We start from the raw sequence: 24,705 nt of genomic DNA on the forward strand, positions 1-24,705 counted from the left end.
GAGGTCGTATTCAACTAAACATATTGTGTATTATTGTTCTTCAACGCATACGGTAGGGGACGGCGCGAACCGCAGCAGAGAGGGCGCCATGGCTGAACGGACGCTGGCCGGTAAGCGCGTCGTTGTCGTGGGCGCCTCGGCAGGAATCGGACGGGCATTCGCGGTACGCGCCGGTAAGGAGGGTGCGAGCCTGGTTACCGCGGCACGCCGGGCGGACCGATTGGCGGAAGTGGTCGCTGAAGCTGGTTGCGGCACATCCGTTGCCGCCGACGCCCGCAGTGTCGAGGACTGCGCGCGCATCGCCGACGCCGCCCGGGAACGGCTCGGCGTCATCGATCTGCTGTTCGTTTCCATCGGCTACGCGCCGCTGCGCATGTTCGCCGACACGTCGCCCGACGAATGGTTCGACGTGCTGCAGACCAATGTCGTCGCTGTGCACCGCGCCATAAAAGCCTGCCTGCCGGTGCTGGCGCCGGCCGCGCTGGTGGCGACGATGACCTCGGAGACCGTCGGGCAGCCGCGGGTGGCGCTGGGTGCCTATTCGAGCAGCAAGGCGGCGCTCGCGGAGAGCATGAACGCTTGGCGTACCGAACATCCCGGGTTTCGGTTCTGCAATGTCACGGTGGGTGGAACCGTGCCGACCGAATTCACGGCGGCGTTCGACGCCGACCTGCTCGGTGTCGCCGTGCAGCAATGGATCGCCCGGGGTCTCCTGCAACAGACGATGATGACGCCCGACGATGTCGCCGACGTGCTGGCGGGAATGTTCGCCAGCGTGCTGGACTTCCCGGGGGTCGGACCGGAAAACCTTGTCCTGCGGCCGGCCTCACCGTTGGTGACGCCGCGAGAATGTGTATAAACGGGAAGTACCGACGATGACGACTGCTGAAGTCCGATCGGCGTGGCCCGATCACCCCGGCTACCGGATCGAGGCCACCCCGTGCGGCCACACCGCTCAGGTCTGGTTCGGCGATGTGCTCCTCGCCGAAAGCGACCGTTGCCTGGTGGTCACCGAGACCGATCACATTGATCGGCTGTATTTTCCGGAATCCGCTGTGCACTGGGAACATCTCGCCTCCTCGGACTACAGCAGCGTGTGCCCGTTCAAGGGTCGAGCGGCCTACTGGAATCTGGTTGCCGCGGATCCGGTGATCGAGAATGTCGTCTGGAGCTACCGCACACCTTTGGCCGAGGTGGCGGCGATCGCCGGGCATGTGTCGTTCTACCAGGAGTCGCTGCGGGTGGTGGTGCTCGAACACTGGCCGGACGGCTCGACGGTGACCATCGCGTTTCCGTTGTGGGGTGACGCGACGGAGTTGCGCCGGCTCATCGATGTGGTGCCTACCGGGGCCGGCCACTTCCTCGGACCGGCGCACGGCCCGACCCGCCGCAATGTCGTCGAGGGTGGCCAACTGCTGGCCGAATCCGTCGTCGCTGCGTCCAAAACATTTGTGGGGCAGCGGGTTACTTCAGCCTCCATGATCTTCGTCAAGTCGGCATCCTTCGACGCGCCGGTGAACATCTCCGTGGAGACGCTTCGCCGCGGGCGAGTGTTCTCGTCGGCGCACGTCAGGATCGCCCAGGACGGCGTCTTGCGAAGCGCTGGGATTGTGCTGGCAGACTCCGGAGCGGATGACGTCATGCGCGACGTGGAACCGATGCCGGACCTGCCAGGGCCTGAGGCGGCGGTGCCGTTCGCCGGGTTCGGAATGACGGGCCGGGAGATTCGCGTGGTCGAGGCGGCATACGACCCCGACCCGGACCGGTTGGGGCCGCCCGTCATCGACGCGTGGGTGCGCTTCCGCGACGATCCCGGCGAGCCGTACCTGCGGGCTGCCCTGCTTGCCCAGTCGACTACGCACTGGACCATCGCGGCCGCGATGCGGCCGCACCGCGGACTGGGTGAAGCGCGCGCGCACATAACGCTTTCGACCGGAATAATGAAAGCTGACGTCGCGTTTCACGACGACGTCGATATCACGGAATGGCTGCTCTACAGCAATCGCGCCTTCTGGTCGGGCCGTGGGCTGGCCCAGGGCGATGGCCGGGTGTTTACCCGGGACGGGCGACTGGCGGCGTCGTACACCGTCCAGGCGATGGTGCGTGAATTCGCGGTAGAGCCGGCAGCCATGGGTAGAGACAGCGGCACGGCGATGTGAGGAGAAAGGTCAGCGCAACCCGTTGATCGCGAACTTCTCCACGTACTGCCGAACCGTCTCCGGCTTGGTCATATCAAAGCTCAGTCCCTGATTGACCGTCGAGAACGAGTACACGATCCGGGCCAACCATTCACTGGCAGCGGTGATGTCGACGCCGGCGCCGACCTCGCCACGCTTCTGCGCGTCCCGCACATACGGTTCCAGAAACCTCGTGGTGCGCCGGACGGCGCTGTCACCATCGGCGATCATGTGTCGCATCAGCTCAGCGTCATCGGCCATCAACCGGTTGCGGGTGCGGTGGTCGAGAAGAATCGTCGCGTGCGTCTGGGCCATGGCACCGAGCTGTTCGGCCAACGTGCTCTTTCCGGCCATCGCCGCAGCGACCTCGCGGTAGAAGCGTTGAGCGCCATGCTCGATGGCGGCTTCGATGAGCACATCGCGATCGACGAAGTACCGATAGATGGTGCCGCGGGAGACCTTGGCCATCCGCGCCACGTCCTGCACACTGGTGCGCCCAATGCCCAGTTGGCTGAAACACTCGTTGGCGGCGTCCAAAATCTGCTCGCGACGGTCGAACTCGTCGGCGACGTCGACCTCGCCAGCGACTCGATCCGTTGACATGACGCTCCTCTGCCTGTGACCAGATACTTTCGCTAGTCGATGCTACGTGACAAATGATGTCCTAGTGTTACGGCACACCACTAGGTCGGCCGATGAACGCGGTCTTGGTCTCGAGATATTCCATCAATCCTGCCTTTCCGTTCTCGCGTCCCACGCCAGATTCCTTCATCCCGCCGAACGGTGCGTGGGGTTGCAGTGTCCATGAGTTCACGCCGACGTTGCCCGCCCGCAGCGCGCGACTGACCCGCAGAGCACGGCTGATATCGCGGGTGTAGACCGCGGCTCCCGAGCCGTACCGGGTGTCGTTGGCCAACTCGATAGCCTCCTCGTCGGCGAAGGGGAACACGCACACGACCGGACCGAAGATTGGGCAACGGGCCCGATCGCGCCCGGGGAGACGGGGCCAGGGGCCGTTGTCGAAGGCGGTGCGGGCCGCCGTGACGGCGGCATCGACCGCGGTTCGGTCGGCGTTGGGGCAGCGAAAATGCTTTCACCGCTTGCCGGATGAATGTGCTGCACCGGATCGAGCTGTCCGTCGACCCAGGAGCCGTCGATGAACATCTGCGGTCGTGGCAGCGTCACGCGCGACAGGTGGGGAAGCATCGAAATTGCGCTCACATGCATAACACTAGTACAGTATCTGTACTTGTGTAGAGCCGCCTGGGTGTCCGGCGTAGGACGTGAGGTGCAGCCGATTCAATCGACGACGTCGAATAGTGCCGCATTGGCGCTGGGCGGACGGGTAGCCATGGTCACCGGCGCGAGTGGCGGTATCGGGCGGGTGTTGGCCCGGCGGTATGCCAGGGCTGGTGCGTCCGTTGCCCTGGTTGCTCGCCGGGAAGCCGAGCTGGAGCAGACGGCGCAACTGGTGGGCGGCGAGGGTGGTGAATCGTTGCAGCTGGTTGCCGACATTCGCGATGAGGAGCAGTGCCGGGATGTCGTCACGCGGGCTGTGGCGCGTTTCGGTCGCCTCGACGTGCTTGTGAACAATGCGGCAATTCCTGGCGCCGATCAGCCAATCAGCCAAGCGGATGCAGCCAATTGGCAGGAAGTGTTGGCGACCAATCTGCTGGCCCCGGTCATGTTGTCACGGGAGGTGTTGCGGCAGAACATGATATCCCGCGGGAGCGGCAACATACAGTTTCTGTCGTCGGCCGCCGCACGGTCGGTACGTCCCGGGAAGGGACACTATGCCGCCTCTAAATTGGCGCTGAGCGCGCTGTGTCAAACGCTCGCGCTGGAGGTCGGCGCGGCAGGGATCCGGGTGAACACGCTCGTGATCGGTGCGGTGGCCGGCGAGCTGCTGGACCGCTACATCGCCAGACAGGCGGCCCAGCAGCAGGTGGAAATCGACGAAGCGTGCAAGCGCATTACCGCTGGGAACGCCCTGGGGCGGCTGGTCGAATCCGGGGAAGTGGCCGACGTGTCGGTCTGGCTCGCTTCGGATGCCGCTTCGGCGATCACAGGACAGGACATCTTCGTGACCGGGGGCCAGCGGGTGTGATCGGCCGCGTCCACACATCGTGGAGCGTTGGTCACATTGAATAGATGAACGAAATATGTTCAAGTGTTATATCCGACTTTGCAGGGCGAAGGAGTGGTCGTGACCGGTTTGGTGGACAGGCAAGCCTTGGTCACCGGCGGAGCGCAGGGCCTCGGCCGCGCGATCGCCCACCGGCTGGCCGATATGGGTGCCTACGTCACCATCGTCGATCTTAACGAGGACAAGGCGCGCGAGACCGTCGAGCAGATCCGCCTGAAGGATGGTCAGGCGTCCTTTGTCCGAGCGAACGTCGCCCGCCGCGAGGACATCGAGATAGCGGTGCAGCAGGCGGCGGACAACGGCGACGGTCGCATCGACGTCATGGTCAACGCCGCGCAATTCTTCGCGATGCCCAAGGCGCTGGAGCTGGTCACCGAAAAGGATTGGGAGCTTTCGGAAGCTACCGGGCCCAAGGCAACCTTTCGCTTTATGCAGATCGGCTTTCCGTACCTGCGGGCATCCGGTCGGGCCTCGGTGATCAACTTCGTGTCGGGCTCCGCACTGGCCGGAATTGCCTACACAGCACCGTATTCCGCGGCCAAGGGCGCCGTGGCAGCGTTGACGAAGGTCGCCGCGAACGAGTGGGCCCGGCATCGCATTCGGGTCAACGCTGTCTGCCCCTTCGCCCTGACGGAGGTGCAGCAAAAGATGATCGGGACCGAGTGGGACAACTACACCCGAACGGCCGATGCGTCGCCGATGAAGCGGGGCGCAGATCCCGATACCGAAATCGCCCCTGCGGTAGCTTTTTTGGCCGGTGATGATTCGGCGTTCGTGACCGGAACGGTGCTGCACATCGATGGCGGCATGACCGAACTATCCACGGTCGACTACTCACAGTCACCTGGCGTCTTCGGGTAACGGCCATGCGACCGATGCCTGCGGCGACCGAGTTGAGCATGCCCTTCTGGACCGGCGGCGCGCTCGGCGCACTGCGCATGCAGCGTTGCACAGGCTGTGCGCGCTTGTGTCACCCACCGGCGCTGCGCTGCCCACGCGACCACGCGCGGCTGGACTGGGTTGACCTGAGCGGCCGCGGCCGGCTCGAATCATGGACAGTCAACCGGCATCAGTGGTTTCCCGGGTATCCGCCGCCGTACATCGTCGCGTTCGTCAACCCGGTCGAGGACCCGGGTGCGAGATTGCTGACCAATCTGGTCAACGCCGATGCCGGTGCGCTCGTCGCCGGCATGACCGTGCGCGTTGTCTTCGATCGACTTGTCGACGGAGACGACGAGATCTACGTGCCGTTGTTCGAGCCGGAGCGGTGATGGCGAGCCCGCTGACCGAGCGCGTCATCATCAGCGGCATCGGACAGTCCGCGATCGGCCGCCGGCTCGGTCGGGATGGCCTCGCCCTCACCGTCGAGGCATGCGAGAACGCGGTAGTCGATGCGGGCCTCTCCCTGGCCGACATCGACGGACTGACCACCTATCCCGGCTCCTCACAACCGGGACTCGGATTCTCCGGGGCCTCGCTGCGTGACATTCACGACGCATTGGGCCTCAAGCCGAATTGGGTTGCCGGAGGGGTGGAGTCACCCGGCCAGCTCGGAGCGGTCGTCGACGCGATGATGGCCGTCGCCAGCGGACTCGCCGACCACGTGCTGTGTTGGCGGAGCATCTGGGAAGGCACCGCGCAGGGCGCCGGCCCGCGACGGGGGTACGGCGCCGGCGCGGGCCGACCCGGTGGAATGTTGGCCTGGCAGGTGCCTTTTGGCGCGACGGCGGCCAACTTGGCCGCGCTGCAGATCCGGACGAGGATGCACCGTTATGGTCTGACCCGCGAGCAGTTGGCTTCGATCGCGATCGCGCAGCGGTCCCATGCAGCCCATAACCCGTGCGCAATCTACACCGATCCGATAGACATCGAGACCTACCTGAGCGCCCGGATGATCTCGGACCCACTGTGTTTGTTCGACTGTGACATCGCCTGCGACGGTGCGACCGCATTCGTGATTTCGCGGGCCGAGCACGCCGGTGGTCTCGACCATCCGGCCCTGGTCTGCGAGGCGCTCGACTGTGCTCATCACGACCGCTTTACTTGGGAGGCCGGACAAGACATCACCAGGATCAGCTCTCGCTGGTTGTCGCTGTGGGAGCGAACCGATTTCACCGTCGCCGACGTCGACATGGCTTCGCTCTACGACGGCTTCAGCGTGTTCGTGTTGTGCTGGCTGGAGGATCTCGGCTTCTGTGCTGTCGGCGAGTCGGGTGACTGGGTCGCCGATTGGCGTCGCATTTCGTTGGGTGGCGAGCTGCCGATCAACACGGCCGGGGGTCAGCTGTCCGGTGGCCGACTGCACGGCTTCGGTCATCTTCACGAAGCCTGTCTCCAGATTCGCGGTGAGGCAGGGGCCCGGCAAGTCGATGGTGCGGGACTGGCAGCGGTCGGCGTCGGCGCGGCCAACAGTGGCACTACCGCGATGCTGTTGCGGCGTGCATAGGCCACTCGGCGAGGACGTCAGGTCTGGGGCCGCCAGAGCTGCACCGTGCAGGACGCCCCGCCGGGCAGCTCGATGATCTCGATCGGTGTCCCGTCCGGGTCCTGAACGAAGAACATCCGGACGCCGCCGATATCGACGGGCGGTTCCGCGTGGACATCAGGATGCTGCCGTCGGACGTTGGCGTAGGCGGTGTCGAGGTCGTCGACGCGAAACGACATGTTCGTGTACCCGAGGTGGGGGCCACTCGGCCCTGCGGGAACGGAGCCGAGCGACAGCAACTCGACCATGACGTCACCGATGAGCCCGCCGACCATACGGCCGTGCTGCGCGGCCCCGCCGGTCACCGAATCCAGCCCGGCCCCTTCGAGTTCCACGTCGAACACGACGTCCATGCCCAGGACCGCGGTATAGAACGCCCGGGATGTCTCGATGTCGGACACGCCGACGCAGATGTGGGAGAAGTTCTGCACTGTGATCGCAGGCTGTTGGCCCATTGCGGCACCCTTCGAGACAGACTGGCTTTCCTCGCCTTCCGTTGTACTCGCAGGCGTGTCGGCTCAGTGCTGGGGGCGGATGCCGATGGTGGCGAGGGCCGTGCTCAGATCATCGTGATAGCGCACGGCCGACGGCGACGCTGACGGAACGAGCCATTGACCCGCAGGCTGCTTCGTCGGCGTGGGCCGACTACCGCTGGGGCGGGACAGCTCGATGTAGCCCGCCGCTCGCAAGGCCAGCAGGCAGCTGGTGGCGAGCAACGCACCACCGAACACCGCGACATTGACCGAGATGTTCCGTCGGGCGGATACCAGGGCATCGCACTGAGCCCGGTAGTCGCTGAGTTCGTAGTGTGCGCCAAAGCCGGTGTGCAGATCGCGATTAACGGCGTCTTCGCGTGCCGCGCGGCGATGGTCTGGGTGGAAGCCGGTGCCGCAGGCGATGGGTGCACCGCTGCGATCGACGGCCTGCAATGACAGCGGCAGCGTAAGCCCGAAAAGCGATCCGAGCACCGCCGCGGCGCCCACGACACCAAGTACCCACCTCACCGTGCAGCCCTCCGGTTCTGCAGAGCGTCTATTACACGTGTGTTTACCCCGTGCGGCGGTTTTTACGCCTTCGATAAAACGCCGGTAGCCGGGGCAGTTCAGGAGGGTTCGGGCCGGCAAAGCTGCTCGGTCAGCAGGTCGATGCGGTCAGTGTCGAAGCCCGGACGCAGTCGGCGGTTCCGGGCGAGGCTGACCAGTCCGTGCAGCGCTGACCAGAGCACCTCGGCGAGCGTGTCGGTGTCCCGGTGTCCGTCAAGTGCAGCTACCACCTCCCGGAGTTCGGTGAAGGCCGCTTCTAGTTCGGGCGGGGTGTCGTCATCGGCGAAGTGCAACGTGGTCGCCCGAGTGAACATCGCGTCGTACAGCCCGGGGTTTTCCCGGGCGAAGTCGACGTAGGCGCGCGCGAACCGTCTCAGTGCGTCGGTGCTCGTCGTGGCGCCAGTGCGTGCGGTGCGCAACTTTTCGGTCAGCTCGCCGAAGCCTTCGAGGGCGACGGCCTGCGCGAGTTGGTCCATGTTGGTGAAGTGCGCGTACAGCACGGGCTGGCTGTACTCGATCTCGGCGGACAACCGGCGCGTGGTGACGGCGTCCCACCCTTCGGCCTCGGCAAGCCGGCGCGCGGTCGAGACAATCAGCCGCTGCCGCGCGGCCCTCTCACGTGCACGACGATCTTCGACAGGCATACCAGAAGATAGCATCGCTAGGACCGATAGCGATGCTATTGACACCGCGCGCCGAATGTTTCTAGCATCGCTAGAATAGCTAGCATCGACAGACTTGCGGAGGTTCCCGATGACTCACTTCATTCAGTTCGCGGCGCTGATCGCCGTCATCGGCAATGCGGTGGTCTACGGAACCGACGTCTTCTGCGCGATCGTGCTGCGCCCCGCGCTGGCCCACGTTGACGACCGGGCGCTGTCGGCGGTCAGCGGGTTTGTGCACCGCCACGGTGACCGGCGGATGCCGGTGCCGGGCGTGGTCGGTGTCGTCGCCGCCGCCGCGACCACTGCCCTGGCAGCACTGGCCGGGCACTGGCTCCAAGCCGCCAGCGCCGGTGTAGCCGTGGTGCTGTTACTGATCTGACTGTCGCTCTACGTCCGCATCAGCGCGCCGATCAATCGACAGCTCACCGCCGCCGCCGACCACGGCCGATATTGGCGAATGTGCGCGCCTTGCAGGCTGATTGGGACCGCATCATCAACGCCCGCGCCGGCTTACCGGGCCTTGCACTCGTTTCGCTGTGCCTCGCCCTGATCGCCTGACCCCCGTTCCACCACCGGAAAGGACAACCCCGTCATGTCTTCGCGAACAACAACTCTGGGCCGACTGCTGATGCGCTGCGCTCCGCTCTTCAATGCGCCGGTGGCAGCGGTGGCGAAATCCCGCCGTTTCGGCGGCTTGGTGAATCGCAACATCACCATGCTGAGTTACACCGGGCGGCGATCCGGGCGCGAGATCAGCATCCCGGTGGCATACCGCCGTTCGGCTGACGAAATCACCGTCAACGCCAACCTGCCCGAGACGAAAACGTGGTGGCGCAACTTCCTCGGCGATGGCGGCCCCGTCTCGCTGCGACTCGACGACGCCGAGCGCACCGGGCATGCGGTGGCGACCCGCGACAGCAAGGGCCGGGTCACCGTCACCGTTCGGCTGACCGACCACCGGAACTAGACAACGGCGTGACTGCCGATCGCGCGGGCGACCAACTTGCCGTCCTGGAAAATCTCCGCTTCCGAGGCGACGACGCGGCGACCGGCCTTGGTCGTACGCGCCTTACAGGTCAGCAGCGTCCCGGCCACCGCCGGCCGCAGGTACTGGATCATCAAGTCGAAGTGCGGAGCCGCCATGCCGTCGCCGAGTGCGGTGTGAACCGCCAGTCCGGTGCTGGTATCCAGTAGGGCCGCGAGGAATCCGCCGTGGATGGTTCCACGCTCGTTGCAGTGCTGCGCTGTCGGCAAAGCCTCCACGACGGCGTCCTGACCCTCGGACGGCAGGTATCGGAAGCCGAGGAATTCGGCGAAGTGACTCACTGCCAAACCCGTTGCGTCACTTGCGCTGCTGGCGTGTGGAATCGCGCACCGCCTCCGCGGCGTCGCGGAAGATCTGCCCGAAGTCCGGCACCCTGGCGCGCGCGGCGGGCAGGGAAGCCGTCGTGCGTTGCGCCTCGGGCAGATCAAGGACGAGCCACGCGCCGAATTGATGCGGTTGCACGCGCAGCAGCAGCGTGTCCAGTTCGTCTTCGAGCACGACGGGGACGGTCACGAATTCGCCCGGCTGCGCCTTATCGAGCCGGCGGCGCACCTCGGTGACATCGGCGTCTTCGGCGAGGCGCCAACGAAGCTCCTGACCGGTGCGGTGGGCCGGTGAATACAGCACAAGATATTTCCCCACGAGACGAAGCGTAAGGCCTGTTCGCAAGCTTGGGTCGCTCAGTCCAGCGAATCCCAGAACTCGGTGAGCACCGCCGCGCCGCGCGCCGGGTCCTGCGCCATCCACCAATGCCCGAGGCCCTCGAGCGCCGCGGTGCGGGCTCCGGCCCGCTCGGCCGCGCGGCGCCGCGTCTGTTCACCGCCGATGTACGGGTCGTCGGTTGCCAGCAACGAAAGCCCGGGCCGGACCGCGGCGTTTCCCAGCGCCCGACCGGCCTCGGCCATCGCCGGTTGGGCGGCCGAGCGGTAGAGCGCGAGAATCGCCCGGCCCATCGCCGGACCCTGCTCCCGCGCGATCGACGTGGCGATGCCGGACGGTATGCCGAGCGCGCCCAGCTGCGCGGCCCGGTCCTCGACGGTGCCGCCGAGCATGGTGTCGACGAGTTGCTCGCCGGCCCCGGGCGTCTGCCACACCTGCGCCAGGTCGTGCCAGACGTAGTCGGGGTCGAACAGGCCGACGGCGTCGCTGGCCCAGCTGCGCACCAGCTCGGGCCGGTGCATCACCACATTCATCACGTGCCCGCCGCCCCAGTCGTGGCCGACCAGGTCGATGGCGCCGCCGATGCGCTCCAGTTCGCCCTCGAGCCAGTCCCGGTAGGCGAGGTAGGTGGCGGGAAAGTCGTCGGGCAGGGGGGCGCCGAACCCGGGCGGGGACAGTCGCACCACGTCGTCGCGCCGCAGGGCGTCGACCAGTAAGTCCCAGATCGCGTCGGTCTCCGGGTTGCCATGCACCAGAACAATCGACACGAAGCCTCCTCAGACGGGTTCCGATTAGGTTTTACTCCGCGGCCGGATTAGTCTTGCGCGCGGTCCGTCATCGACTCAGGAACACACCTATGCCTCTTCAGCCCACCCTGCGCCGCCCACATTCCCCGCGCAGGGGTCGTACCCAGCGTATGAACTGCGTAACGGTTGGCCAGTGCTTCGATATCGACATCACCCGGGACGCGGACGGATGGTTGATTCGGATACCCGAGGTGGACGGGATTGCCCGCGCCGGTAGACGGTCGGCGGTCGAACTCGCGGCGCGCCAGTGCATCACCCGCAAGACCGGCATCCCGATCGGTTACGTCGCCGTATGGGTCGCCAGCGAATCCGGCTAGCTGCTCCGGACCGGCCCCCGTCAAATCTTGACGGTCAGCGGCCAGACTTTCCAGATGTCTTCGCAATATTCGGCGATGGCGCGATCTGAGGAGAACTTGCCGCTGCGTGCGGTGTTCAGGATCGACATCTTCGTCCACGCATCACGGTCCTGCCACGCGTGGCTCACCCGCTCCTGGCACTCGACGTAGGACGCGAAGTCCGCGCAGACCAGAAACGGGTCGTGGTAGCGCAGGTTGTCGACCAGCGGCCGGAATACCTGGTGATCGCCGTGTGAAAAGGTGCCGCCGGCAACGAGATCCAGCACGGCGCTGAGTTCCTCGTTGTTGTCGATGTAATCCGCCGGGCGGTAGCCGCTCGCCTTGAGCGCCTCCACCTCCTGCACGGTCAGGCCGAACAGGAAGAAGTTCTCCGTTCCCGCCTCCTCACGGATCTCGACGTTGGCCCCGTCGAGAGTGCCGACGGTCAGGGCGCCGTTGATCATGAACTTCATGTTCCCGGTGCCCGATGCCTCCTTGCCCGCGGTCGAGATCTGCTCGGACACGTTGGCAGCCGGATAAATCAGATGGGCGTTCTGCACATTGAAGTTCGGGATGAACGCCACCTTGAGGAACTTGTTGACCTGCGGGTCGTTGTTGATCGTCTCGGCCACGGCGTTGATCAGCTTGATGATCCGCTTGGCCAGGAAGTACCCGGGCGCCGCCTTGCCGCCGAAGATGAAGGCGCGCGGCGGAATTGGCAGACCTGGGTTCTGCTTGAGCCGGTAATACAGCGCGATGATGTGCAACACGTTGAGATGCTGGCGTTTGTACTCGTGAATGCGCTTGACCTGGATGTCGAAGATCCATTCCGGATTGAGCTCCACTCCCGTCGCCGACCGCACGAATGACGCCAGGCGCGCCTTGTTGTTGCGCTTGATGTCACGCCACTGCTCGCGGAAGGACGAGTCGTCGACAAACTGCTCCAGCCCGCGCAGCCGGCCCAGTTCGGTCAGCCATCCCTCGCCGATGGTGCGGTCCAACAGCTCCCGCAGCCCGGGATTGGCCAGCGCCAGGAAACGGCGGGGTGTCACGCCGTTCGTCTTGTTGCTGAAGCGCTCCGGCCACATCTCGTAAAAGTCTTTCAGCACACTGTCTTTCAGTAGCTCGCTGTGCATCGCGGCGACGCCGTTGACGGCGTGGCTGCCGACGGTGGCCAGGTGCGCCATCCGGACGAACTTGGTGCCGTCCTCGCCGATCAGCGACATCCGGCGGACCCGGTCGGTGTCGCCGAGGAAACGGATACGGACCTCGTCGAGAAAGCGGCGGTTGATCTCGTAGATGATTTCGAGGTGACGCGGCAGCGACTCGCCGAACATCTCCAACGGCCATGTTTCCAGCGCTTCGGGCAGCAGGGTGTGGTTGGTGTAGGCGAACGTGGCAACGGTGATGTCCCACGCCTCCTCCCATTCCAGATGCCGCTCGTCGATCAGCAGCCGCATCAACTCCGCCACCCCGATGGAGGGGTGAGTGTCGTTGAGCTGCAGGGCAAATCGCTGGGGAAGTTCGCGGACCGACACGTCGGCCAGATCATCCATGATGTGCAGCACGTGTTGCAGCGAACAGGACACGAAGAAGTGCTGCTGCAGCAGGCGCAGCCGCTTGCCGGCTTCTGGCTCGTCGTTGGGGTAGAGCACCTTGGTGACCGTCTCGGAGGTCACCTCGTCCTCGACCGCTTTGTAGTAGTCGCCGGTGTTGAACGCCTCGAGGGCGAACGATTTCACCGCGCGGGCGCTCCACAGCGTCAGCACGTTGCAGGTGTTGACGCCGTAACCCTGGATAGGGGTGTCGTAGGCAACGCCTTTGAGCATCAGGCCCGGCACCCAGCGGCTCCGTTGGCGGCCGTCGTCGTCGGTGTAATGCTCGACGTAGCCGCCCCACTTGACCAGGTAGTTGACATCGGGTTTGGCGATTTCCCAGGGGTTTCCGCTGTCCAGCCAGTTGTCGGTCTGTTCGACCTGCCAGCCATCGTGAATCTCCTGATCGAAGATGCCGAACTCGTAGCGGATGCCGTAGCCGATCGCGGGGCGCTCGAGGGTCGCCAGTGAATCCAGGTAGCACGCGGCGAGTCGGCCCAAACCGCCGTTGCCCAGACCGGGTTCCTCCTCGCAGGCCAGCACCTCGTCGTAGTTCTGGCCCATCGCCGAAAGCGCTGCCTTGGCGGCTCTTTCCATGCGCAGATTCAACAGGTTGTTGCCAAGTTGAGGGCCCATCAGGAATTCTGCCGACAGATAGCAGGTCACCTTGCGGCCGAGATCGAGTGAGACCTGGGTCGAGGCGACCCGGCGGTCCTGCATCCGGTCCCGCACGGCCAGTGCCAGCGCGCGGTAGTAGTGCTCGGGCCGCAGCGCGGCCGCCGGCCGGCCGATCGAGTAGCGCAGATGATCGGTGATCGCGCGTTGCAGTGCGGCAGCGCCCATTCCGGTCCGGGAGTGCTCGATCAGTTCGGCCCGTCCGGGACCGGTGGCCGGAATTTCGTCGGAGGGTGTCTGATCAAGATCAGTCATCGTGGGTCCTATCCCTGGAAATTTGACCAGCGCACGGGGGAAAGCAGGCAGACAGTCTGGCAGCGATGTTTGCACACCCGCCACGCGAATGCCTTCCGAAAACATGAACAGCAAGCTATGCAGTCGTTATGCATTAGTCTCACGCTACGATGAAACCGTGGCGAAGAAGGCGGTGACTCCGGGACCGCGCGACGAGCGCGGTGTGCTGCAGGCGCGAATCCTCAACGCCGCCAGGCAGGAATTCGCCATCCACGGCTGGGCGGGAACCACCATCCGCGCCGTCGCGCGTGCGGCCGACGTCGACCCGGCACTGGTGTATCACTACTTCGGGTCCAAGGAGCGCCTGCTGGATGCGGCGACGGATCCGCCGGCGAAATGGCTGCAGACGGTTGCCCAGACGTGGGCCACGCCGCGCGATGAGTTGGGTACCCGTCTGGTGCGCACCGTGCTCGGCGCCTGGGCCGACGACGAGATCGGTCCGGTGCTGCGCGCCGTGGTGCTCACCGCCGCGCATGACGAGCGCACCCGGGAGAAGCTGCGTATGGTGGTCGAGCGCAGCCTCATCGGTGGATCGACGCTGGGAACCGACGAGACGGATCGGTTGTGGCGCAGCGGTTTGATCGCCAGCCAGCTGATCGGCTTCGCGCTGATCCGCTACATCTGGAAGATCGAGCCCGTCGCCTCGATGTCCGAAGACGACGTGGTCGCCGCCGTCGCACCGAACATTCAGCGCTACATCGACTCAGACCTGCTCGCCAAGCCGGCCAGCACCGGCGGCAGCGGTTCCTGATGCAGGACGCCGAGGCGCTGAGTGGCGCGGGTAAGGGCGACGTAGAGTTCGGCGGCGCCGCGCTGCCCGTCGGCGAGGATCCGTTGCGGATCCACCACCAGAACGGAGTCGTACTCCAGCCCCTTCGTCGCTGAAGGGGCCACCGCGCCGGGAACCCCAGGTGGCCCGATCACCACGCTGGTGCCCTCGCGGGAAGCTTCCTCGCGCACGAATTCTTCGATAGCAGACAGTATTTGATGCTGTTCGACGTGCCGGGACCACGGTGGGACACCGCACGCACGGACCGACTCGGGCGCCACGACGTCGGGTGCGAAGTCAGCGAGCAATGCAGTGGCGACCGCCATGATTTCCGCGGGCGTGCGGTAATTCACTGTGAGCGGGCGGTAAACCCAGCGACCGGGCACATACGGTCGCAGCATGGCGTCCCAGGACGTCGCTCCGGCCGATGACCGTCGTTGCGCCAGATCGCCTACCACCGTGAAAGATCGGGCCGGGCATCGACGCATCAACACTCGCCAGTCCATTTCGGACAGTTCCTGGGCTTCGTCGACCACCACATGCCGGTACGTCCAATTTCGGTCCGCCGCAGCGCGTTCTGACAGTTCGCGCAAGTCATGCTCGACGAACCTTTCGGCCAGGTCCTCGCCGTAGAGTAGGTCCTGAGCGAGCAGCTGGTCCTCGTCGTCCATCAGGTCTTCGCGGCCGACCATGAGGTCCAGCACGCCGGCCGCGTAGGCCGCCTCCTCGGCTTGCTCTCGCTCGGCTGTCTTCCTGGCCAGTTCTTCGGCCTCCTTGTTGACGCCCAGCAGGTCGACCAGTTCGTCCAGGAGCGGCACGTCGGACACCGTCCACGCGTCGCCACGCTCACGCCACAGCGCTGGGTCGGCACCGGCCGCGCGCAGCTTTTCAGGGGACTCGAGCAGCGAGGACAACAATGCATCCGGGGTCAGAATCGGCCACAGCTCATCGAGCGCGGCCGCGAACGCGGCATTGTCGGCGAGCTCCTCGATGAGTTCCTCCCGCAGCTTCTCCCACGCGTTGCGGTCCGCGCGGGTCAGCCAGCCCCGGCCGATCTTGGCGATGGCGCGCTCCGTCAGAACCCACGTGACGATGTCGGTGAACGCGGCTCGGGCCGCGTTGTGCGGCAGGCCGGTCGCGCGGGCCTCCTCCCTGGCCCACTGGGCGGTCTCGGCGTCGATGCGCAGCACGACATCGGAGAGTTTGATGGGCAGCGGATCCTCGGGCAGCCGTTGGTGATCGGCGATCGCGGCGGCCAGCACGTCCAGAATGTGCAGTGAACCCTTGAGTTTCGCGGCGGTCGGTTCGTCTTCGTCGGTGATGTGCCGTCCGGGGACCAGATCGCCGATCGTCATGAACACGACGGTGGACTCGCCCAGCGACGGCAGGACGCGGCTGATGTGGTTGAGGAACTCCGGATTCGGGCCGATGACAAGTACGCCGTGGCGTTCCATCCGCTCGCGCTGGGTGTAGAGCAGGTAGGCGACGCGGTGCAGTGCAACCACTGTCTTTCCGGTGCCGGGGCCGCCCTCGATCACCAGCACACCGGAGTGATCCAACCGGATGATTGCGTCCTGCTCGGCCTGGATGGTCGCGACGATGTCGCGCATACCGTCGCCGCGGGGGGCCTTGATCGCGGCGAGAAGTGCTGCATCGCTTGAACTTTCGCGGTGGTCGCCCTCGCCGGGACGGCCCAGCACCTCGTCGGTGAAATCGACGACCGAGCGTCCGCGGGTGTGGAACTGGCGGCGCCGCCGGACGTCCTCCGGGCTGGCCGCCGTGGCGGTGTAGAACGGACGTGCCGCCGGCGCCCGCCAGTCGATCAACAAGGGCTCGTATTCGTTGTCCTCGTCGAGCAGGCCGATGCGTCCGATGTAGGACCGGTTGCCCGAGGCACCGTCGAGGCGACCGAAACACAGCCCGTCGTCGGCAACATCCAGCCGCTTCATCCGCCTCGCCAGGGCGCGCACCTCGACATCGCGATCCATGGGAGTTTCGCCGTCACCCCGCAATGCGGTGCTGTACCTCGATTTCGCCTGTGCGCGTTCGGCGTCCAGCCGCGCGTAGAGGCCGCGGACGTACTCCTGCTCGACGCGCAGTTCGTCGTTGTAGGCCTTGTCTGATTCTCGCAAGTCACCCCCCATTCGGGCCCCTTCATTCGGTGCCCGGTGTCCGGCCAGCCATTGTGCGGCATGACCCGGGCCTTGCCGCAAGCCCCAGGTGCCGCTATATGGTGGAAGGGGCCTTCAGCCGCAACGATCCGGCATTGACAGTCCCGGTGTCGCAGTTCACTGTTAGGCGATATCCAGCCAACCCCCGCCGCCTGGAGTGATCATGACCGGACCGCCGCCCGACAACTATCCGCCGCCCGGTGGTTACGACCCGCCGGGGAGCTATCCGCCCTACCAGGGCGGCGGATACACACCGCCCCCGCCGCCACAGGGACCCTACGGCGGCTATCCGCCACCGGGGGGCGGGTACCCAGGCAGCGGTTACCCACCGTCTGCGCCGCAGCCGTACGGCGGCTTCTCGCCGCAAGGACCCTACGGGCAGCCGATGAAGCCGAACAACTACCTGGTGTGGTCCATCATCACGATCTTCCTGTGCATGATCCCGGGCATCGTGGCCACGGTGTACTCCAGCAAGGTCGACGGATTGTGGGCGCAGGGCCGGTGGGCGGAGGCAACCAAATCTGCCAGTACCGCCAAGACCTGGGCGATCGTCGCGACGGTGCTCGGCGGCTTGCTCTGGCTGTCCTATCTGGGCCGGCTGGGCGCCCGCGTGTCCTAGCGATCGCCGGCCAACCGGGCGATGGCGTCGGCCAGGGCCTCGGTGCTCAGCGGCGTGCCGGTGGCCAGCGGATGCAGCATGGCGCCGTCGAGGAAGACCGCGATCGCCTCTGCGGCCCGGCGCCCGACCCGCGGTTCGAGCAACGCAACGAGACCCTCATTCCACACCCGGGCCAGCGGCCGCAATTCGTCCCGGTAACTTGCGGCCAGATACAGCTCGTTGAGGGTCCGGTACCGGTCGTGGTCGGCCAGATATTCCGCGGTGAGCCGGGCCAGGACGGCCGGCAGGTCGGTGTCGGCGTCCAGTTCCCGCCGCCACTGGTCCAGACAGTCGGTCGAGGCGGTGGCCGCGTGCGCTAGAGCCGCTTCGCGCAGTTCGGCAAGATCGCTGAAGTAGTAGGTCGTCGACCCCACCGGGACGTCCGCCTCGGCAGCCACCAGGCGGTGCGTCAGCTGGCCGAGGCCGCGACTGGCGATAACCCGGGTGGCCGCCTCGACGATCGTCTGACGGCGACCGGCCGGGTCGCGTGGCCGGCGTTCGGGCGCTGAACTCGCGGGACTCAATGGGCACCCCCCAGGTTCAGCGTCACCACGCCGCCGATGATCAGGGCGACGCCGATCAGCTTCGCCGCCGACAAGGGCGATCCGAGGAACGCCACCGCGATGAACACGATCGCGGCGGTCCCGATCGCCGACCACAACGCATAGGCGACGTCGGTCTGCATGCCGCGCGCAATGGACAGCGCCAGCAGCGCGAAGGAGACGGCGTAACCGATCAGGCAGATCACCGTCGGCCACAGGCGGGTGAAGCCTTCGGTGCTCTTGAGCATGCTGGTTGCCGCGACCTCCGCGAAGATGGCGACGAGCAGAAACAGGTAAGCCACGATCACCTCTCGTAGTGTACATATGTACATGTACAAATGTACACTAAGGATCGCAGCGGGGGCACCCCCGGTTCAGTCGCCCCATCGGCCCAGCGCGGCCATTTGCTCGAGTCGGGTGATTCCGGTCTCGCGGCGTTCGCGCAACACCTCGCCGGCCATTGTGTAGGGCAGTGCCGCCTCGGGGCTGTGCTGCGCCTGCGCGGCGATGGCGTCCATCAGTGACTTCGCCATCGACAGCCGTGGGTAGCGGGCGTGGATCGCCGCGGCCGCCTGATCGTCGATGAAGTCGGCGTTGCGGCCGAAGTCGATCCCCACCCCGCCGTTGACCAGGTAGCAAATCGCTCCTCGGCGCTGGGCGATTCCGAAGGAGCTGTGCAGCGCGATCGCCTCCCACACCGCGTCCACCACAGCGCGGTCGCAGCCCTGCTCGGTCAGCAGGTTCGCGGCCAGGTCGGCACCTTCGATCTCGAAGCGTTCCTGGCCGGCGGCGGCGGACCCGGCGCCGAGATCGTGCAATACGCATCCCAGGAACAACGTTTCGCTGTCGAAATCGCAGCCGGGGCGCAAACCTTCGTGTGTCGCGAGCAGCTCGGCGAACACGTAGCTGCGCACGCTGTGGTTGAACACCGGAGCCGATTCGGTGGTTTGAGCTAATTCAATTGCGGCACAGGCGACTTGAGACTCGATCAACGGCGGAATCGTGAGCATGGCAACGACTTTAGGCGCTGCGGTGACGGCATAGTGAGTGGCTTGACGGACGTCCATCCCACTATTTCGGCCATGTCGGGAGACGGTCGTAACGTGGGCGCTATGACGAACGACCTCGATCGCCGATTGGCCGGGATGTCGCCGGCCGTCCTGAGCCTGTTCCGGTTGGTCTACGGCTCGCTCTTCGCCGGCTACGGCGCCATGATCCTCTTCGGCTGGCCGGTCTCGTCCGGGCATCCGGTCGAGTTCGGTGAGTGGCCCGGCTGGTATGCGGGGGTGATCGAACTGGTTGCCGGACTGTTGATCGCTGTGGGGCTGTTCACCCGCGCCGCCGCGTTCATCGCGTCCGGCCAGATGGCCGTCGCGTATTTCTGGATGCATCAACCGCTGGCGCTCTGGCCGATCAGTAATCCGCCCGACGGCAATGGCGGGACCCCGGCAATCCTGTTCTGTTTCGGCTTCTTCCTGCTGATTTTCCTGGGGCCCGGCAGGTACACGATGAGCGGTCGCCGGTCGCGCCTCAGATGACTCCGGTGACGCGCTCGCTGCAGTAGGTCCGCCTGGGCTGCGGAAATGTTACGGTGCGCGCTCCCGGCGGGCAGGCGGAGGCGTCGACCGTATTGTCCAGCCGCGTGGTGATCCGCACGACGCTGCCGCCGGCGCCGCAGCTCACCGCGCGGATGGTCTCGCCGTTGTGGTCGGAGGAATAGCAATGGCTGACAAGCAGATTGGGTATGAAGCAGCGCCTAGACCCATCGTGTTCGACGGATAGGTAGGAGCTGGTGTCGAGCTTGCCGTCAGGACAGTTTCCGCCTGCATCGGCCTTTGCGGCATATTCCAGCACCGCGTCGGGGTTGCCACAGCTCTTGGACTTCCAGCGCTGCTTGTCCAGGATTTCGTTGGTGAAACAGTCGCCCACCGCCAGGCGGGTACTGCGGCCGGCAGCCAGGGCGACCGTGCCGACGACGCTGACCCCGCTCAGGGCGATTAACGCGACGCCGGTGATGATCAAGCCTGTGCCGGACTTTCGCGGTGGCTGAGGCATGGGTGGGTAGCCGCCGCCGGGGTAGCCGGGCAACGCGGGGGGGTAGCCGGGGAACCCGGGCGGATAGCCCGGCAGGTAACCGGTGGGGGCTTGAGTGCGTGGCGTCGAACGATTCCGCAATCCGATGATCAGCAGGGTCACGCCCGCGGCGGCCAGGACGACTACACCGATGATGCCCAGGGCCGCCGGTTGCATCAGCTGTCCAAATTGGTGCTGGTGGTGAACTCTTCCCACGCGGCGATCTCGGCCGCCCGCCGCTCGGCGATGTGGCGGTAGGAGAACAAGGCGTCCTCGCCGAGCAGCAGAAAGGCGGGGGGCGTGTCCGACTCGACCGCGGTGATGATCACTCCGGCCGCTTTGGCCGGGTCGCCGGCCTGGTTGCCGTGCATTGTGTCGTTCTCGATGCGGCGGCGCCCGGCGGTGTCGGCGTAGTCGTCGATGACGGCAGACGACTGCGTCAGCGAGCGCCCGGCGAATTCGGTTCGGAACGAGCCAGGTTCGACGACGGTGACCGAAATGCCCAGCGGCGCCAGCTCACCGTGCAGTGCGCCGCTCATGCCTTCCACCGCGGCTTTGGCCGCCGAGTGGTAACCCGATCCCACCGGCGTCAGCTGCACGCCGATCGAGGAGATGTTGACAATTGCGCCGGAGCGGCGCTCCCGCATGCCCGGCAGGACCGCCTTGATCATGGCGACGGCGCCGAAGAAGTGCGTGTCGAACAGCGCGCGCACATCCGCGTCGTCCCCCTCCTCGATGGCGGCGCGATACCCGTAACCGGCGTTGTTCACCAGGACGTCGACACCGTCGAACCGCTCCTGGGCCTGGTGCACCGCCGCAGTGATCTGCTCGGCGTCGGTGACGTCGAGGGCGACGGCCAGCGTGCGGTCGGATGCGGTCTCGGCCAGGTCGGCGACCTTGGTGACGTCGCGTGCGGTCAGCACGACGTTATGGCCGGCGTCGATGACCGCCTCGGCAAGCGCGCGCCCGAATCCGGTTGAACAACCGGTGATGAGCCAGGTGGACAAATTCAGATCGACTTTTCTCGAAATCGGTGCCTTCAGAATCCCTGCTTCTGACACTTGACGTGTGCGTTCTGGCAGTACATGCCCGTACCGCCCCACTCGTTTGCTCCGTGTTTCTCGGCCGGATTCAGCAGACGGGGGTCTTGTGCCAGTGGCGGGACCACAATTTGCAATTCGTCGATTATCACCGGCGTCGCATCATCGGGGTCTGCTCCGGCAACGCCAGTGCCGCCTACGAGAACAGCGGCTCCAATGACGCCGGCGACAAGTCTCGGAACAAACCTGCGAAGGGTCATTGTTTGCCCTCTCTAACTTCTGCCTAACGTCGACCCTACTCGCATATGAGAGCCTAAACAGTCCGGTTTGCCACCGTGCTCGGGTCCTGATCGCGAACGAGCTACGGAAACACAACAACTGTGCGTTGCTCGATCAGCAATAGCTGTGGACGAGTGAAGTTGTGCATACCGTGAAGGCCGTGATGCCGATTGCCGCAGTCGTACGTCGAGCTGCAGTGATCGTCGTTTCCCTTGCCGTGTCAGCTACTGCGCCGTCGGCGAATGCGGAGCCCGAGGCCCAACCCGTCGCCGGCACCGTGCCATCGGCTGATGGGGCGGTTCCCCCCGGAGCGCCGGTGCGGTTGACTACCCCTGACGGTTGGGTGCTGGCCCTTGGCGGCAAGGACGAGAGTCATGTTCCCGTGGCTCCTTTGATCACCGCGTTGTCGTCCCGTGAATACCTGTCCAGCGGTGTGTTCGTTGCTTCGCTGAACGGTCCCGAGACGCCCCACGGCGTACTCGAGGTGGGTTACGAGATCGGCTGCGGAATCGACATGAGTACCTCCAACGGCGTGGTTCAGGCCAATGGTGGCGGTGTCGCGCCCTCTCTCGGCGCGGAGCTACCGCTAGCGCCCGGGCAACCTCCGACCCTGATACCACTGATCACCGGGCAGTACAACAACGTGGTCAGCGTGGGCCTCAAGCCCGGATTGGTCGTCGTGGTGCCGGTGGTCAGGAAACAGTTCACGGGGGCAAATCCGTGGATCATGATCAGCGCCTTCCATATCAAGATTGACGGCTGCGTCGGCCAGTCCTTCATCCGCTCATATTCGACCCTGACCCGTATCACCGACGAGTCCGACGTCGTGCTGTCCTACGTCGGCAGCACCAAGGCGGTCTGAGCGGTCGGGTCAGCCGTCGAAGGCCGTGCCGTCGAAGCGTTCGCGGGTGACGAACTCGGCGACCGGGCGGCGGCTCAGCCTGGTCAGCTGGCGCGGAGGCTTGCCCAGTGGGACGATCGCGGCGATCGCGTGCGTGTCGGGAATCCCCAGCAGCCGCCGGATCTCGTCTTCTTGCGGGATCGCCATGGTCGTGATGGTTCCGCCGTATCCCTCGTTGCGAGCGGCCAGCAGGATGCTCCATACCAGTGGATACACCGACGCGCCGCCGGTGAGACCGACGCGGTCCAAGCCCTGATCCAGGGCGGCCACCACGTTGAGGTCCACCGAGACGACCAGCACGACCGGGGCGTTGATCATCGGCGCGATGAACGTCTGGGGAACTTCAGTCTCGTCGATGACGTGTTGCGGTACCGCGCTGGGAAGCACGGGATTCCATGGGTTTTCGCCGACCGTCAGCTGGGCGAAATAGCGGCGGGCGGCCGGCGCGCCGAGCTCTGCGAGCCGACGGCGAGTGCCGGCCGCACCCACCACGGTGATGTGCGCGCCCTGTCGGTTGCCGCCGCTGGGAGCGAATCTGGCGTTGTCGAGGATGCGGTACAACACGTCGTCGGGCACCGGGTCGTCGGTGAATTCCCTTGCGGCGAAAGTGCTTCGGAGGGCTTCATAAAGCTCCATGTCCCCGCCGTTCCAGCCGGAAGGTGCGTTGGATGCCGGTCGGCCGGGTGGTCAGGGTGACTTCCACCGCGCCCGTGGGTGCCACGGTGTAGATCTCTTCGACGTCAGGTCCGTCCTGCCACCGGCCCACCGGCTGGCGCCCCAGATCGTCGCGGTCACTCAGGGCCGGGTCGAATGGGAACAGCACCGGATCGTAGGGCGTGACGTCGCCGTCGGGCCGCCCGTTGACCACGCGGCTGCATTCCACGAACCGGAAATGCCCGATGTTGTGCGCCGCCTGGTACTTTCGGCTGACGACCAGCGGGGTGCGGCCGTCGGCGGGCAGGGCGGCGTCTTTGGGCACGATCGGGTCGAAGACGACGTCGGCGCCGGCGTGAGCCTCCCGGAACACTCCGAAGTGCCGTGAAAATCGTTCGGAGAGAACGAAACCCGACTCGGTATCTAAGAAGACGGCAAGTCCGATGGCGGTCGCGGCGAACGGGTGCGGAGAGCGCTTGACCCGCTTGTCGCCGAAGCTCGCGCGCAACATGCGCGAGACGATGGGAAAGCTGCCGGCACCGCCAACCACATAGATGCCCGCCACCTCCGACCAGGGGACGTCCCTGCCGTCACCGACCGGATCGTGCAGGACACGGGACAGCAGCTCTGTGGTCTTGTCGACGAGCGGCGCACATGCCGCGTAAACGTCGTCGATCGGACACGAGAACGGGGGCCGGTCGACGCCGTCGACCACGCTGAGGTCGACCAGGAAACGCCGGGTCTGCGGGCCCACCGCCTCTTTGCGGGTGGCGCATTCCTCGACGAGGAGCTCATAGGGGGCGCCGTGGCGCGCCGGCAGCTGCGAGTCGGAGAGGACCAACTGTGCGATCGCTTCGTCGAAGTCGTCGCCGCCGAGGCGTTGGATTCCCTCGCTGACGACGACTTCGTTGACGTGCCCGGCCATCTTCAGCAGCGAAGCGTCGAAGGTCCCGCCGCCCAGGTCGTAGATCAGGACGTACTCACGTTTGGCGGTGATCGTGGAGCGGTACCGGTGGGCGTATTCCAGTCCCGCGGCGGACGGCTCGTTCAACAGCGCGACGACCTCGAAACCTGCCGCGGCGAAGGCGTCCAGTGTCATAAAGCGTTGTGCGCTCGACGAATTGGCGGGCACGCTGATCGCGGCCTGGACGGCCTCGCCCCTGGCGGCGCCGGCATTCGAGCGCTGAACCAAGTCGTCCTTCAGTTGAGCCAGGAACCCGGTGAGCAGGTCGGCCAACCGGTACTCACGCCCGGCCAGTACGACCGTGGTCTGCGGGCCGGCGTCGTTGAGCAGACGCTTGAACGATCTGAGCACGTCCCAGCCAGGTTCGTGGCGAACGGCGGCGGCGTCCAGTCCGAAGCGCAGCTCGCCGCCGGGGTCAGCCGCTATCAGCGACGGCCACGCGTCGACACCGTCGTAGGCGACGACGGGGTAGTTGCCACGGTCGACGATCGCAGCGACGGTGTGGGTGGTGCCGAAGTCGATACCGACTCTCATTCCGCACAATCCTAGTGCTCGGCAAGGTAGTTGGGCACCATCCCGTCACCTGCGCGCCGTGTCCAAGCTTGCCGCGCGGTGCGGAAATGTCCCTGGCCAGGCGATAGCAAGTGTTTTCGGGACCGTAAGTTGGCGACCTAAGACCCTAGTGGCGCGGCGGGGACATTGCGCAAGCTGAACCGGCCGACATCGCG

General features: G+C 65.7%; 29 protein-coding genes and 1 pseudogene. 13 read left to right on the forward strand and 17 right to left on the reverse strand.

Annotated elements, in window-relative coordinates:
* Positions 1 to 88 precede the first annotated feature (88 nt).
* Positions 89 to 859 carry an SDR family NAD(P)-dependent oxidoreductase gene (locus tag AWC08_RS01695; RefSeq protein WP_069433046.1) on the forward strand — a complete coding sequence of 257 codons (771 nt, stop codon included), beginning with the start codon at positions 89 to 91 and terminating at the stop codon, positions 857 to 859.
* A 16-nt stretch (positions 860 to 875) separates the two neighbouring features.
* Positions 876 to 2,159: a DUF427 domain-containing protein gene (locus tag AWC08_RS01700; RefSeq protein WP_065137667.1), complete on the forward strand. Its 1,284-nt coding sequence runs from the start codon at positions 876 to 878 to the stop codon at positions 2,157 to 2,159.
* A 9-nt stretch (positions 2,160 to 2,168) separates the two neighbouring features.
* On the opposite strand, the gene AWC08_RS01705 is transcribed toward AWC08_RS01700, so the two are convergent.
* On the reverse strand, positions 2,169 to 2,780 hold the full coding sequence (locus AWC08_RS01705) for a TetR/AcrR family transcriptional regulator (RefSeq protein WP_065137666.1): 612 nt from the start codon (positions 2,778 to 2,780) through the stop codon (positions 2,169 to 2,171).
* Between the two features lie 67 nt (positions 2,781 to 2,847).
* A complete protein-coding gene (locus AWC08_RS01710; protein WP_082986832.1) occupies positions 2,848 to 3,147 on the reverse strand; it encodes an aldehyde dehydrogenase family protein in 300 nt (99 codons plus the stop codon).
* Between the two features lie 357 nt (positions 3,148 to 3,504).
* Here AWC08_RS01710 and AWC08_RS01715 point away from each other — a divergent pair, with 357 nt between their 5' ends.
* The 4 genes from AWC08_RS01715 (at position 3,505) to AWC08_RS01730 (ending at position 6,769) form a co-directional block, all read left to right on the forward strand.
* Complete coding sequence (locus AWC08_RS01715) at positions 3,505 to 4,284, forward strand: SDR family NAD(P)-dependent oxidoreductase (protein ID WP_232007775.1); 780 nt, start codon at positions 3,505 to 3,507, stop codon at positions 4,282 to 4,284.
* A 99-nt stretch (positions 4,285 to 4,383) separates the two neighbouring features.
* Positions 4,384 to 5,184, forward strand: a complete 801-nt coding sequence (locus AWC08_RS01720; protein ID WP_142283361.1) for an SDR family NAD(P)-dependent oxidoreductase — start codon at positions 4,384 to 4,386, stop codon at positions 5,182 to 5,184.
* A gap of 5 nt (positions 5,185 to 5,189) precedes the next feature.
* Positions 5,190 to 5,594: a Zn-ribbon domain-containing OB-fold protein gene (locus AWC08_RS01725; RefSeq protein WP_065137664.1), complete on the forward strand. Its 405-nt coding sequence runs from the start codon at positions 5,190 to 5,192 to the stop codon at positions 5,592 to 5,594.
* Positions 5,594 to 6,769: a thiolase family protein gene (locus AWC08_RS01730; RefSeq protein WP_065137663.1), complete on the forward strand. Its 1,176-nt coding sequence runs from the start codon at positions 5,594 to 5,596 to the stop codon at positions 6,767 to 6,769. The genes AWC08_RS01725 and AWC08_RS01730 overlap by 1 nt, the downstream gene beginning before the upstream one ends.
* Positions 6,770 to 6,786: 17 nt before the next feature.
* Here AWC08_RS01730 and AWC08_RS01735 read toward each other — a convergent pair whose 3' ends face one another.
* The 3 genes from AWC08_RS01735 to AWC08_RS01745 form a co-directional block, all read right to left on the reverse strand.
* Entirely contained in the window at positions 6,787 to 7,263 is a 477-nt protein-coding gene (locus AWC08_RS01735) for a VOC family protein (protein WP_065137662.1), read from the reverse strand.
* Between the two features lie 63 nt (positions 7,264 to 7,326).
* Positions 7,327 to 7,812: a hypothetical protein gene (locus AWC08_RS01740; RefSeq protein ID WP_142283362.1), complete on the reverse strand. Its 486-nt coding sequence runs from the start codon at positions 7,810 to 7,812 to the stop codon at positions 7,327 to 7,329.
* A gap of 98 nt (positions 7,813 to 7,910) precedes the next feature.
* Positions 7,911 to 8,495 (reverse strand): TetR/AcrR family transcriptional regulator, encoded by a 585-nt coding sequence (locus AWC08_RS01745; protein WP_065137660.1) that lies wholly within the window; start codon positions 8,493 to 8,495, stop codon positions 7,911 to 7,913.
* 109 nt (positions 8,496 to 8,604) lie between these two features.
* Between AWC08_RS01745 and AWC08_RS01750 the strand changes: the two are divergent.
* Positions 8,605 to 9,074: pseudogene (locus tag AWC08_RS01750) on the forward strand (DUF1772 domain-containing protein).
* 34 nt (positions 9,075 to 9,108) lie between these two features.
* On the forward strand, positions 9,109 to 9,483 hold the full coding sequence (locus tag AWC08_RS01755) for a nitroreductase/quinone reductase family protein (RefSeq protein ID WP_065137336.1): 375 nt from the start codon (positions 9,109 to 9,111) through the stop codon (positions 9,481 to 9,483).
* On the opposite strand, the gene AWC08_RS01760 is transcribed toward AWC08_RS01755, so the two are convergent.
* Genes AWC08_RS01760 through AWC08_RS01765 form a run of 3 tightly spaced genes read right to left on the reverse strand, consistent with a single transcriptional unit; the run spans position 9,480 to position 10,988 of the window.
* Positions 9,480 to 9,842, reverse strand: coding sequence for a PaaI family thioesterase (locus AWC08_RS01760; RefSeq protein ID WP_065137337.1), 363 nt, complete (start codon positions 9,840 to 9,842; stop codon positions 9,480 to 9,482). The genes AWC08_RS01755 and AWC08_RS01760 overlap by 4 nt on opposite strands.
* Positions 9,843 to 9,858: 16 nt before the next feature.
* Positions 9,859 to 10,188 carry a hypothetical protein gene (locus AWC08_RS36230; RefSeq protein WP_065137338.1) on the reverse strand — a complete coding sequence of 110 codons (330 nt, stop codon included), beginning with the start codon at positions 10,186 to 10,188 and terminating at the stop codon, positions 9,859 to 9,861.
* A gap of 53 nt (positions 10,189 to 10,241) precedes the next feature.
* Complete coding sequence (locus tag AWC08_RS01765) at positions 10,242 to 10,988, reverse strand: alpha/beta fold hydrolase (protein ID WP_065137339.1); 747 nt, start codon at positions 10,986 to 10,988, stop codon at positions 10,242 to 10,244.
* Between the two features lie 149 nt (positions 10,989 to 11,137).
* Between AWC08_RS01765 and AWC08_RS01770 the strand changes: the two genes are divergently transcribed.
* A complete protein-coding gene (locus tag AWC08_RS01770; protein WP_065137340.1) occupies positions 11,138 to 11,344 on the forward strand; it encodes a long chain fatty acid-CoA synthetase Faa4p in 207 nt (68 codons plus the stop codon).
* Between the two features lie 20 nt (positions 11,345 to 11,364).
* Here the strand turns inward: AWC08_RS01770 and AWC08_RS01775 are convergent, their stop codons facing one another.
* Positions 11,365 to 13,800, reverse strand: coding sequence for a glycogen/starch/alpha-glucan phosphorylase (locus AWC08_RS01775; protein WP_065137341.1), 2,436 nt, complete (start codon positions 13,798 to 13,800; stop codon positions 11,365 to 11,367).
* A 259-nt stretch (positions 13,801 to 14,059) separates the two neighbouring features.
* Between AWC08_RS01775 and AWC08_RS01780 the strand changes: the two genes are divergently transcribed.
* Positions 14,060 to 14,677 (forward strand): TetR/AcrR family transcriptional regulator, encoded by a 618-nt coding sequence (locus tag AWC08_RS01780; protein WP_065133791.1) that lies wholly within the window; start codon positions 14,060 to 14,062, stop codon positions 14,675 to 14,677.
* Here AWC08_RS01780 and helR read toward each other — a convergent pair.
* Positions 14,620 to 16,839, reverse strand: coding sequence for an RNA polymerase recycling motor ATPase HelR (gene helR / locus AWC08_RS01785; protein WP_172835135.1), 2,220 nt, complete (start codon positions 16,837 to 16,839; stop codon positions 14,620 to 14,622). The genes AWC08_RS01780 and helR overlap by 58 nt on opposite strands.
* 190 nt (positions 16,840 to 17,029) lie before the next feature.
* Here helR and AWC08_RS01790 point away from each other — a divergent pair, with 190 nt between their 5' ends.
* The gene (locus AWC08_RS01790; RefSeq protein ID WP_065133792.1) at positions 17,030 to 17,485 is read left to right on the forward strand and encodes a CD225/dispanin family protein; all 456 of its coding nucleotides are present in this window, start codon (positions 17,030 to 17,032) and stop codon (positions 17,483 to 17,485) included.
* On the opposite strand, the gene AWC08_RS01795 is transcribed toward AWC08_RS01790, so the two are convergent.
* The 3 genes from AWC08_RS01795 to AWC08_RS01805 form a co-directional block, all read right to left on the reverse strand.
* Complete coding sequence (locus AWC08_RS01795; protein WP_065133788.1) at positions 17,482 to 18,048, reverse strand: TetR/AcrR family transcriptional regulator; 567 nt, start codon at positions 18,046 to 18,048, stop codon at positions 17,482 to 17,484. The genes AWC08_RS01790 and AWC08_RS01795 overlap by 4 nt on opposite strands.
* Positions 18,045 to 18,368: a DMT family transporter gene (locus tag AWC08_RS01800; RefSeq protein ID WP_083271049.1), complete on the reverse strand. Its 324-nt coding sequence runs from the start codon at positions 18,366 to 18,368 to the stop codon at positions 18,045 to 18,047. Before AWC08_RS01800 ends, AWC08_RS01795 begins: the two co-directional genes overlap by 4 nt.
* Positions 18,369 to 18,440: 72 nt before the next feature.
* A complete protein-coding gene (locus tag AWC08_RS01805; protein ID WP_069433044.1) occupies positions 18,441 to 19,076 on the reverse strand; it encodes an HD domain-containing protein in 636 nt (211 codons plus the stop codon).
* A gap of 102 nt (positions 19,077 to 19,178) precedes the next feature.
* On the opposite strand from AWC08_RS01805, the gene AWC08_RS01810 reads away from it, so the two are divergent.
* The gene (locus tag AWC08_RS01810; protein ID WP_065134284.1) at positions 19,179 to 19,604 is read left to right on the forward strand and encodes a DoxX family protein; all 426 of its coding nucleotides are present in this window, start codon (positions 19,179 to 19,181) and stop codon (positions 19,602 to 19,604) included.
* Here AWC08_RS01810 and AWC08_RS01815 read toward each other — a convergent pair.
* Positions 19,597 to 20,316, reverse strand: coding sequence for a hypothetical protein (locus AWC08_RS01815; protein ID WP_065134285.1), 720 nt, complete (start codon positions 20,314 to 20,316; stop codon positions 19,597 to 19,599). The two genes, AWC08_RS01810 and AWC08_RS01815, sit on opposite strands and share 8 nt — an antisense overlap.
* Positions 20,316 to 21,146, reverse strand: coding sequence for an oxidoreductase (locus AWC08_RS01820; RefSeq protein WP_065134286.1), 831 nt, complete (start codon positions 21,144 to 21,146; stop codon positions 20,316 to 20,318). The genes AWC08_RS01815 and AWC08_RS01820 overlap by 1 nt, the downstream gene beginning before the upstream one ends.
* Positions 21,147 to 21,621: 475 nt before the next feature.
* Here AWC08_RS01820 and AWC08_RS01830 point away from each other — a divergent pair, with 475 nt between their 5' ends.
* Entirely contained in the window at positions 21,622 to 22,320 is a 699-nt protein-coding gene (locus AWC08_RS01830) for an MspA family porin (RefSeq protein ID WP_065134299.1), read from the forward strand.
* A gap of 9 nt (positions 22,321 to 22,329) precedes the next feature.
* On the opposite strand, the gene AWC08_RS01835 is transcribed toward AWC08_RS01830, so the two are convergent.
* Positions 22,330 to 22,995, reverse strand: coding sequence for a nitroreductase family protein (locus tag AWC08_RS01835; RefSeq protein ID WP_065134288.1), 666 nt, complete (start codon positions 22,993 to 22,995; stop codon positions 22,330 to 22,332).
* Positions 22,982 to 24,511, reverse strand: coding sequence for an Hsp70 family protein (locus AWC08_RS01840; RefSeq protein WP_065134289.1), 1,530 nt, complete (start codon positions 24,509 to 24,511; stop codon positions 22,982 to 22,984). The genes AWC08_RS01835 and AWC08_RS01840 overlap by 14 nt, the downstream gene beginning before the upstream one ends.
* Between the last annotated feature and the right edge of the window lie 194 nt (positions 24,512 to 24,705).

The organism is Mycobacterium gordonae (genome assembly GCF_002101675.1).
Classification (GTDB): domain Bacteria; phylum Actinomycetota; class Actinomycetes; order Mycobacteriales; family Mycobacteriaceae; genus Mycobacterium; species Mycobacterium gordonae.

Excerpts from the sequence above, each read along its gene's own strand:
- AWC08_RS01835 (WP_065134288.1), bottom strand. The coding sequence starts at position 22,995 with ATGGAGCTTTATGAAGCCCTCCGAAGCACTTTCGCCGCAAGGGAATTC.
- AWC08_RS01790 (WP_065133792.1), top strand. The coding sequence starts at position 17,030 with ATGACCGGACCGCCGCCCGACAACTATCCGCCGCCCGGTGGTTACGAC.
- AWC08_RS01805 (WP_069433044.1), bottom strand. The coding sequence starts at position 19,076 with ATGCTCACGATTCCGCCGTTGATCGAGTCTCAAGTCGCCTGTGCCGCA.
- AWC08_RS01815 (WP_065134285.1), bottom strand. The coding sequence starts at position 20,316 with ATGCAACCGGCGGCCCTGGGCATCATCGGTGTAGTCGTCCTGGCCGCC.
- AWC08_RS01770 (WP_065137340.1), top strand. The coding sequence starts at position 11,138 with ATGAACTGCGTAACGGTTGGCCAGTGCTTCGATATCGACATCACCCGG.
- AWC08_RS01755 (WP_065137336.1), top strand. The coding sequence starts at position 9,109 with ATGTCTTCGCGAACAACAACTCTGGGCCGACTGCTGATGCGCTGCGCT.
- AWC08_RS01840 (WP_065134289.1), bottom strand. The coding sequence starts at position 24,511 with ATGAGAGTCGGTATCGACTTCGGCACCACCCACACCGTCGCTGCGATC.
- AWC08_RS01725 (WP_065137664.1), top strand. The coding sequence starts at position 5,190 with ATGCGACCGATGCCTGCGGCGACCGAGTTGAGCATGCCCTTCTGGACC.
- AWC08_RS01705 (WP_065137666.1), bottom strand. The coding sequence starts at position 2,780 with ATGTCAACGGATCGAGTCGCTGGCGAGGTCGACGTCGCCGACGAGTTC.
- AWC08_RS01810 (WP_065134284.1), top strand. The coding sequence starts at position 19,179 with ATGACGAACGACCTCGATCGCCGATTGGCCGGGATGTCGCCGGCCGTC.
- AWC08_RS01735 (WP_065137662.1), bottom strand. The coding sequence starts at position 7,263 with ATGGGCCAACAGCCTGCGATCACAGTGCAGAACTTCTCCCACATCTGC.
- AWC08_RS01830 (WP_065134299.1), top strand. The coding sequence starts at position 21,622 with ATGCCGATTGCCGCAGTCGTACGTCGAGCTGCAGTGATCGTCGTTTCC.
- helR (WP_172835135.1), bottom strand. The coding sequence starts at position 16,839 with ATGGGGGGTGACTTGCGAGAATCAGACAAGGCCTACAACGACGAACTG.
- AWC08_RS01700 (WP_065137667.1), top strand. The coding sequence starts at position 876 with ATGACGACTGCTGAAGTCCGATCGGCGTGGCCCGATCACCCCGGCTAC.
- AWC08_RS01775 (WP_065137341.1), bottom strand. The coding sequence starts at position 13,800 with ATGGGCGCTGCCGCACTGCAACGCGCGATCACCGATCATCTGCGCTAC.
- AWC08_RS01745 (WP_065137660.1), bottom strand. The coding sequence starts at position 8,495 with ATGCCTGTCGAAGATCGTCGTGCACGTGAGAGGGCCGCGCGGCAGCGG.
- AWC08_RS01695 (WP_069433046.1), top strand. The coding sequence starts at position 89 with ATGGCTGAACGGACGCTGGCCGGTAAGCGCGTCGTTGTCGTGGGCGCC.
- AWC08_RS01730 (WP_065137663.1), top strand. The coding sequence starts at position 5,594 with ATGGCGAGCCCGCTGACCGAGCGCGTCATCATCAGCGGCATCGGACAG.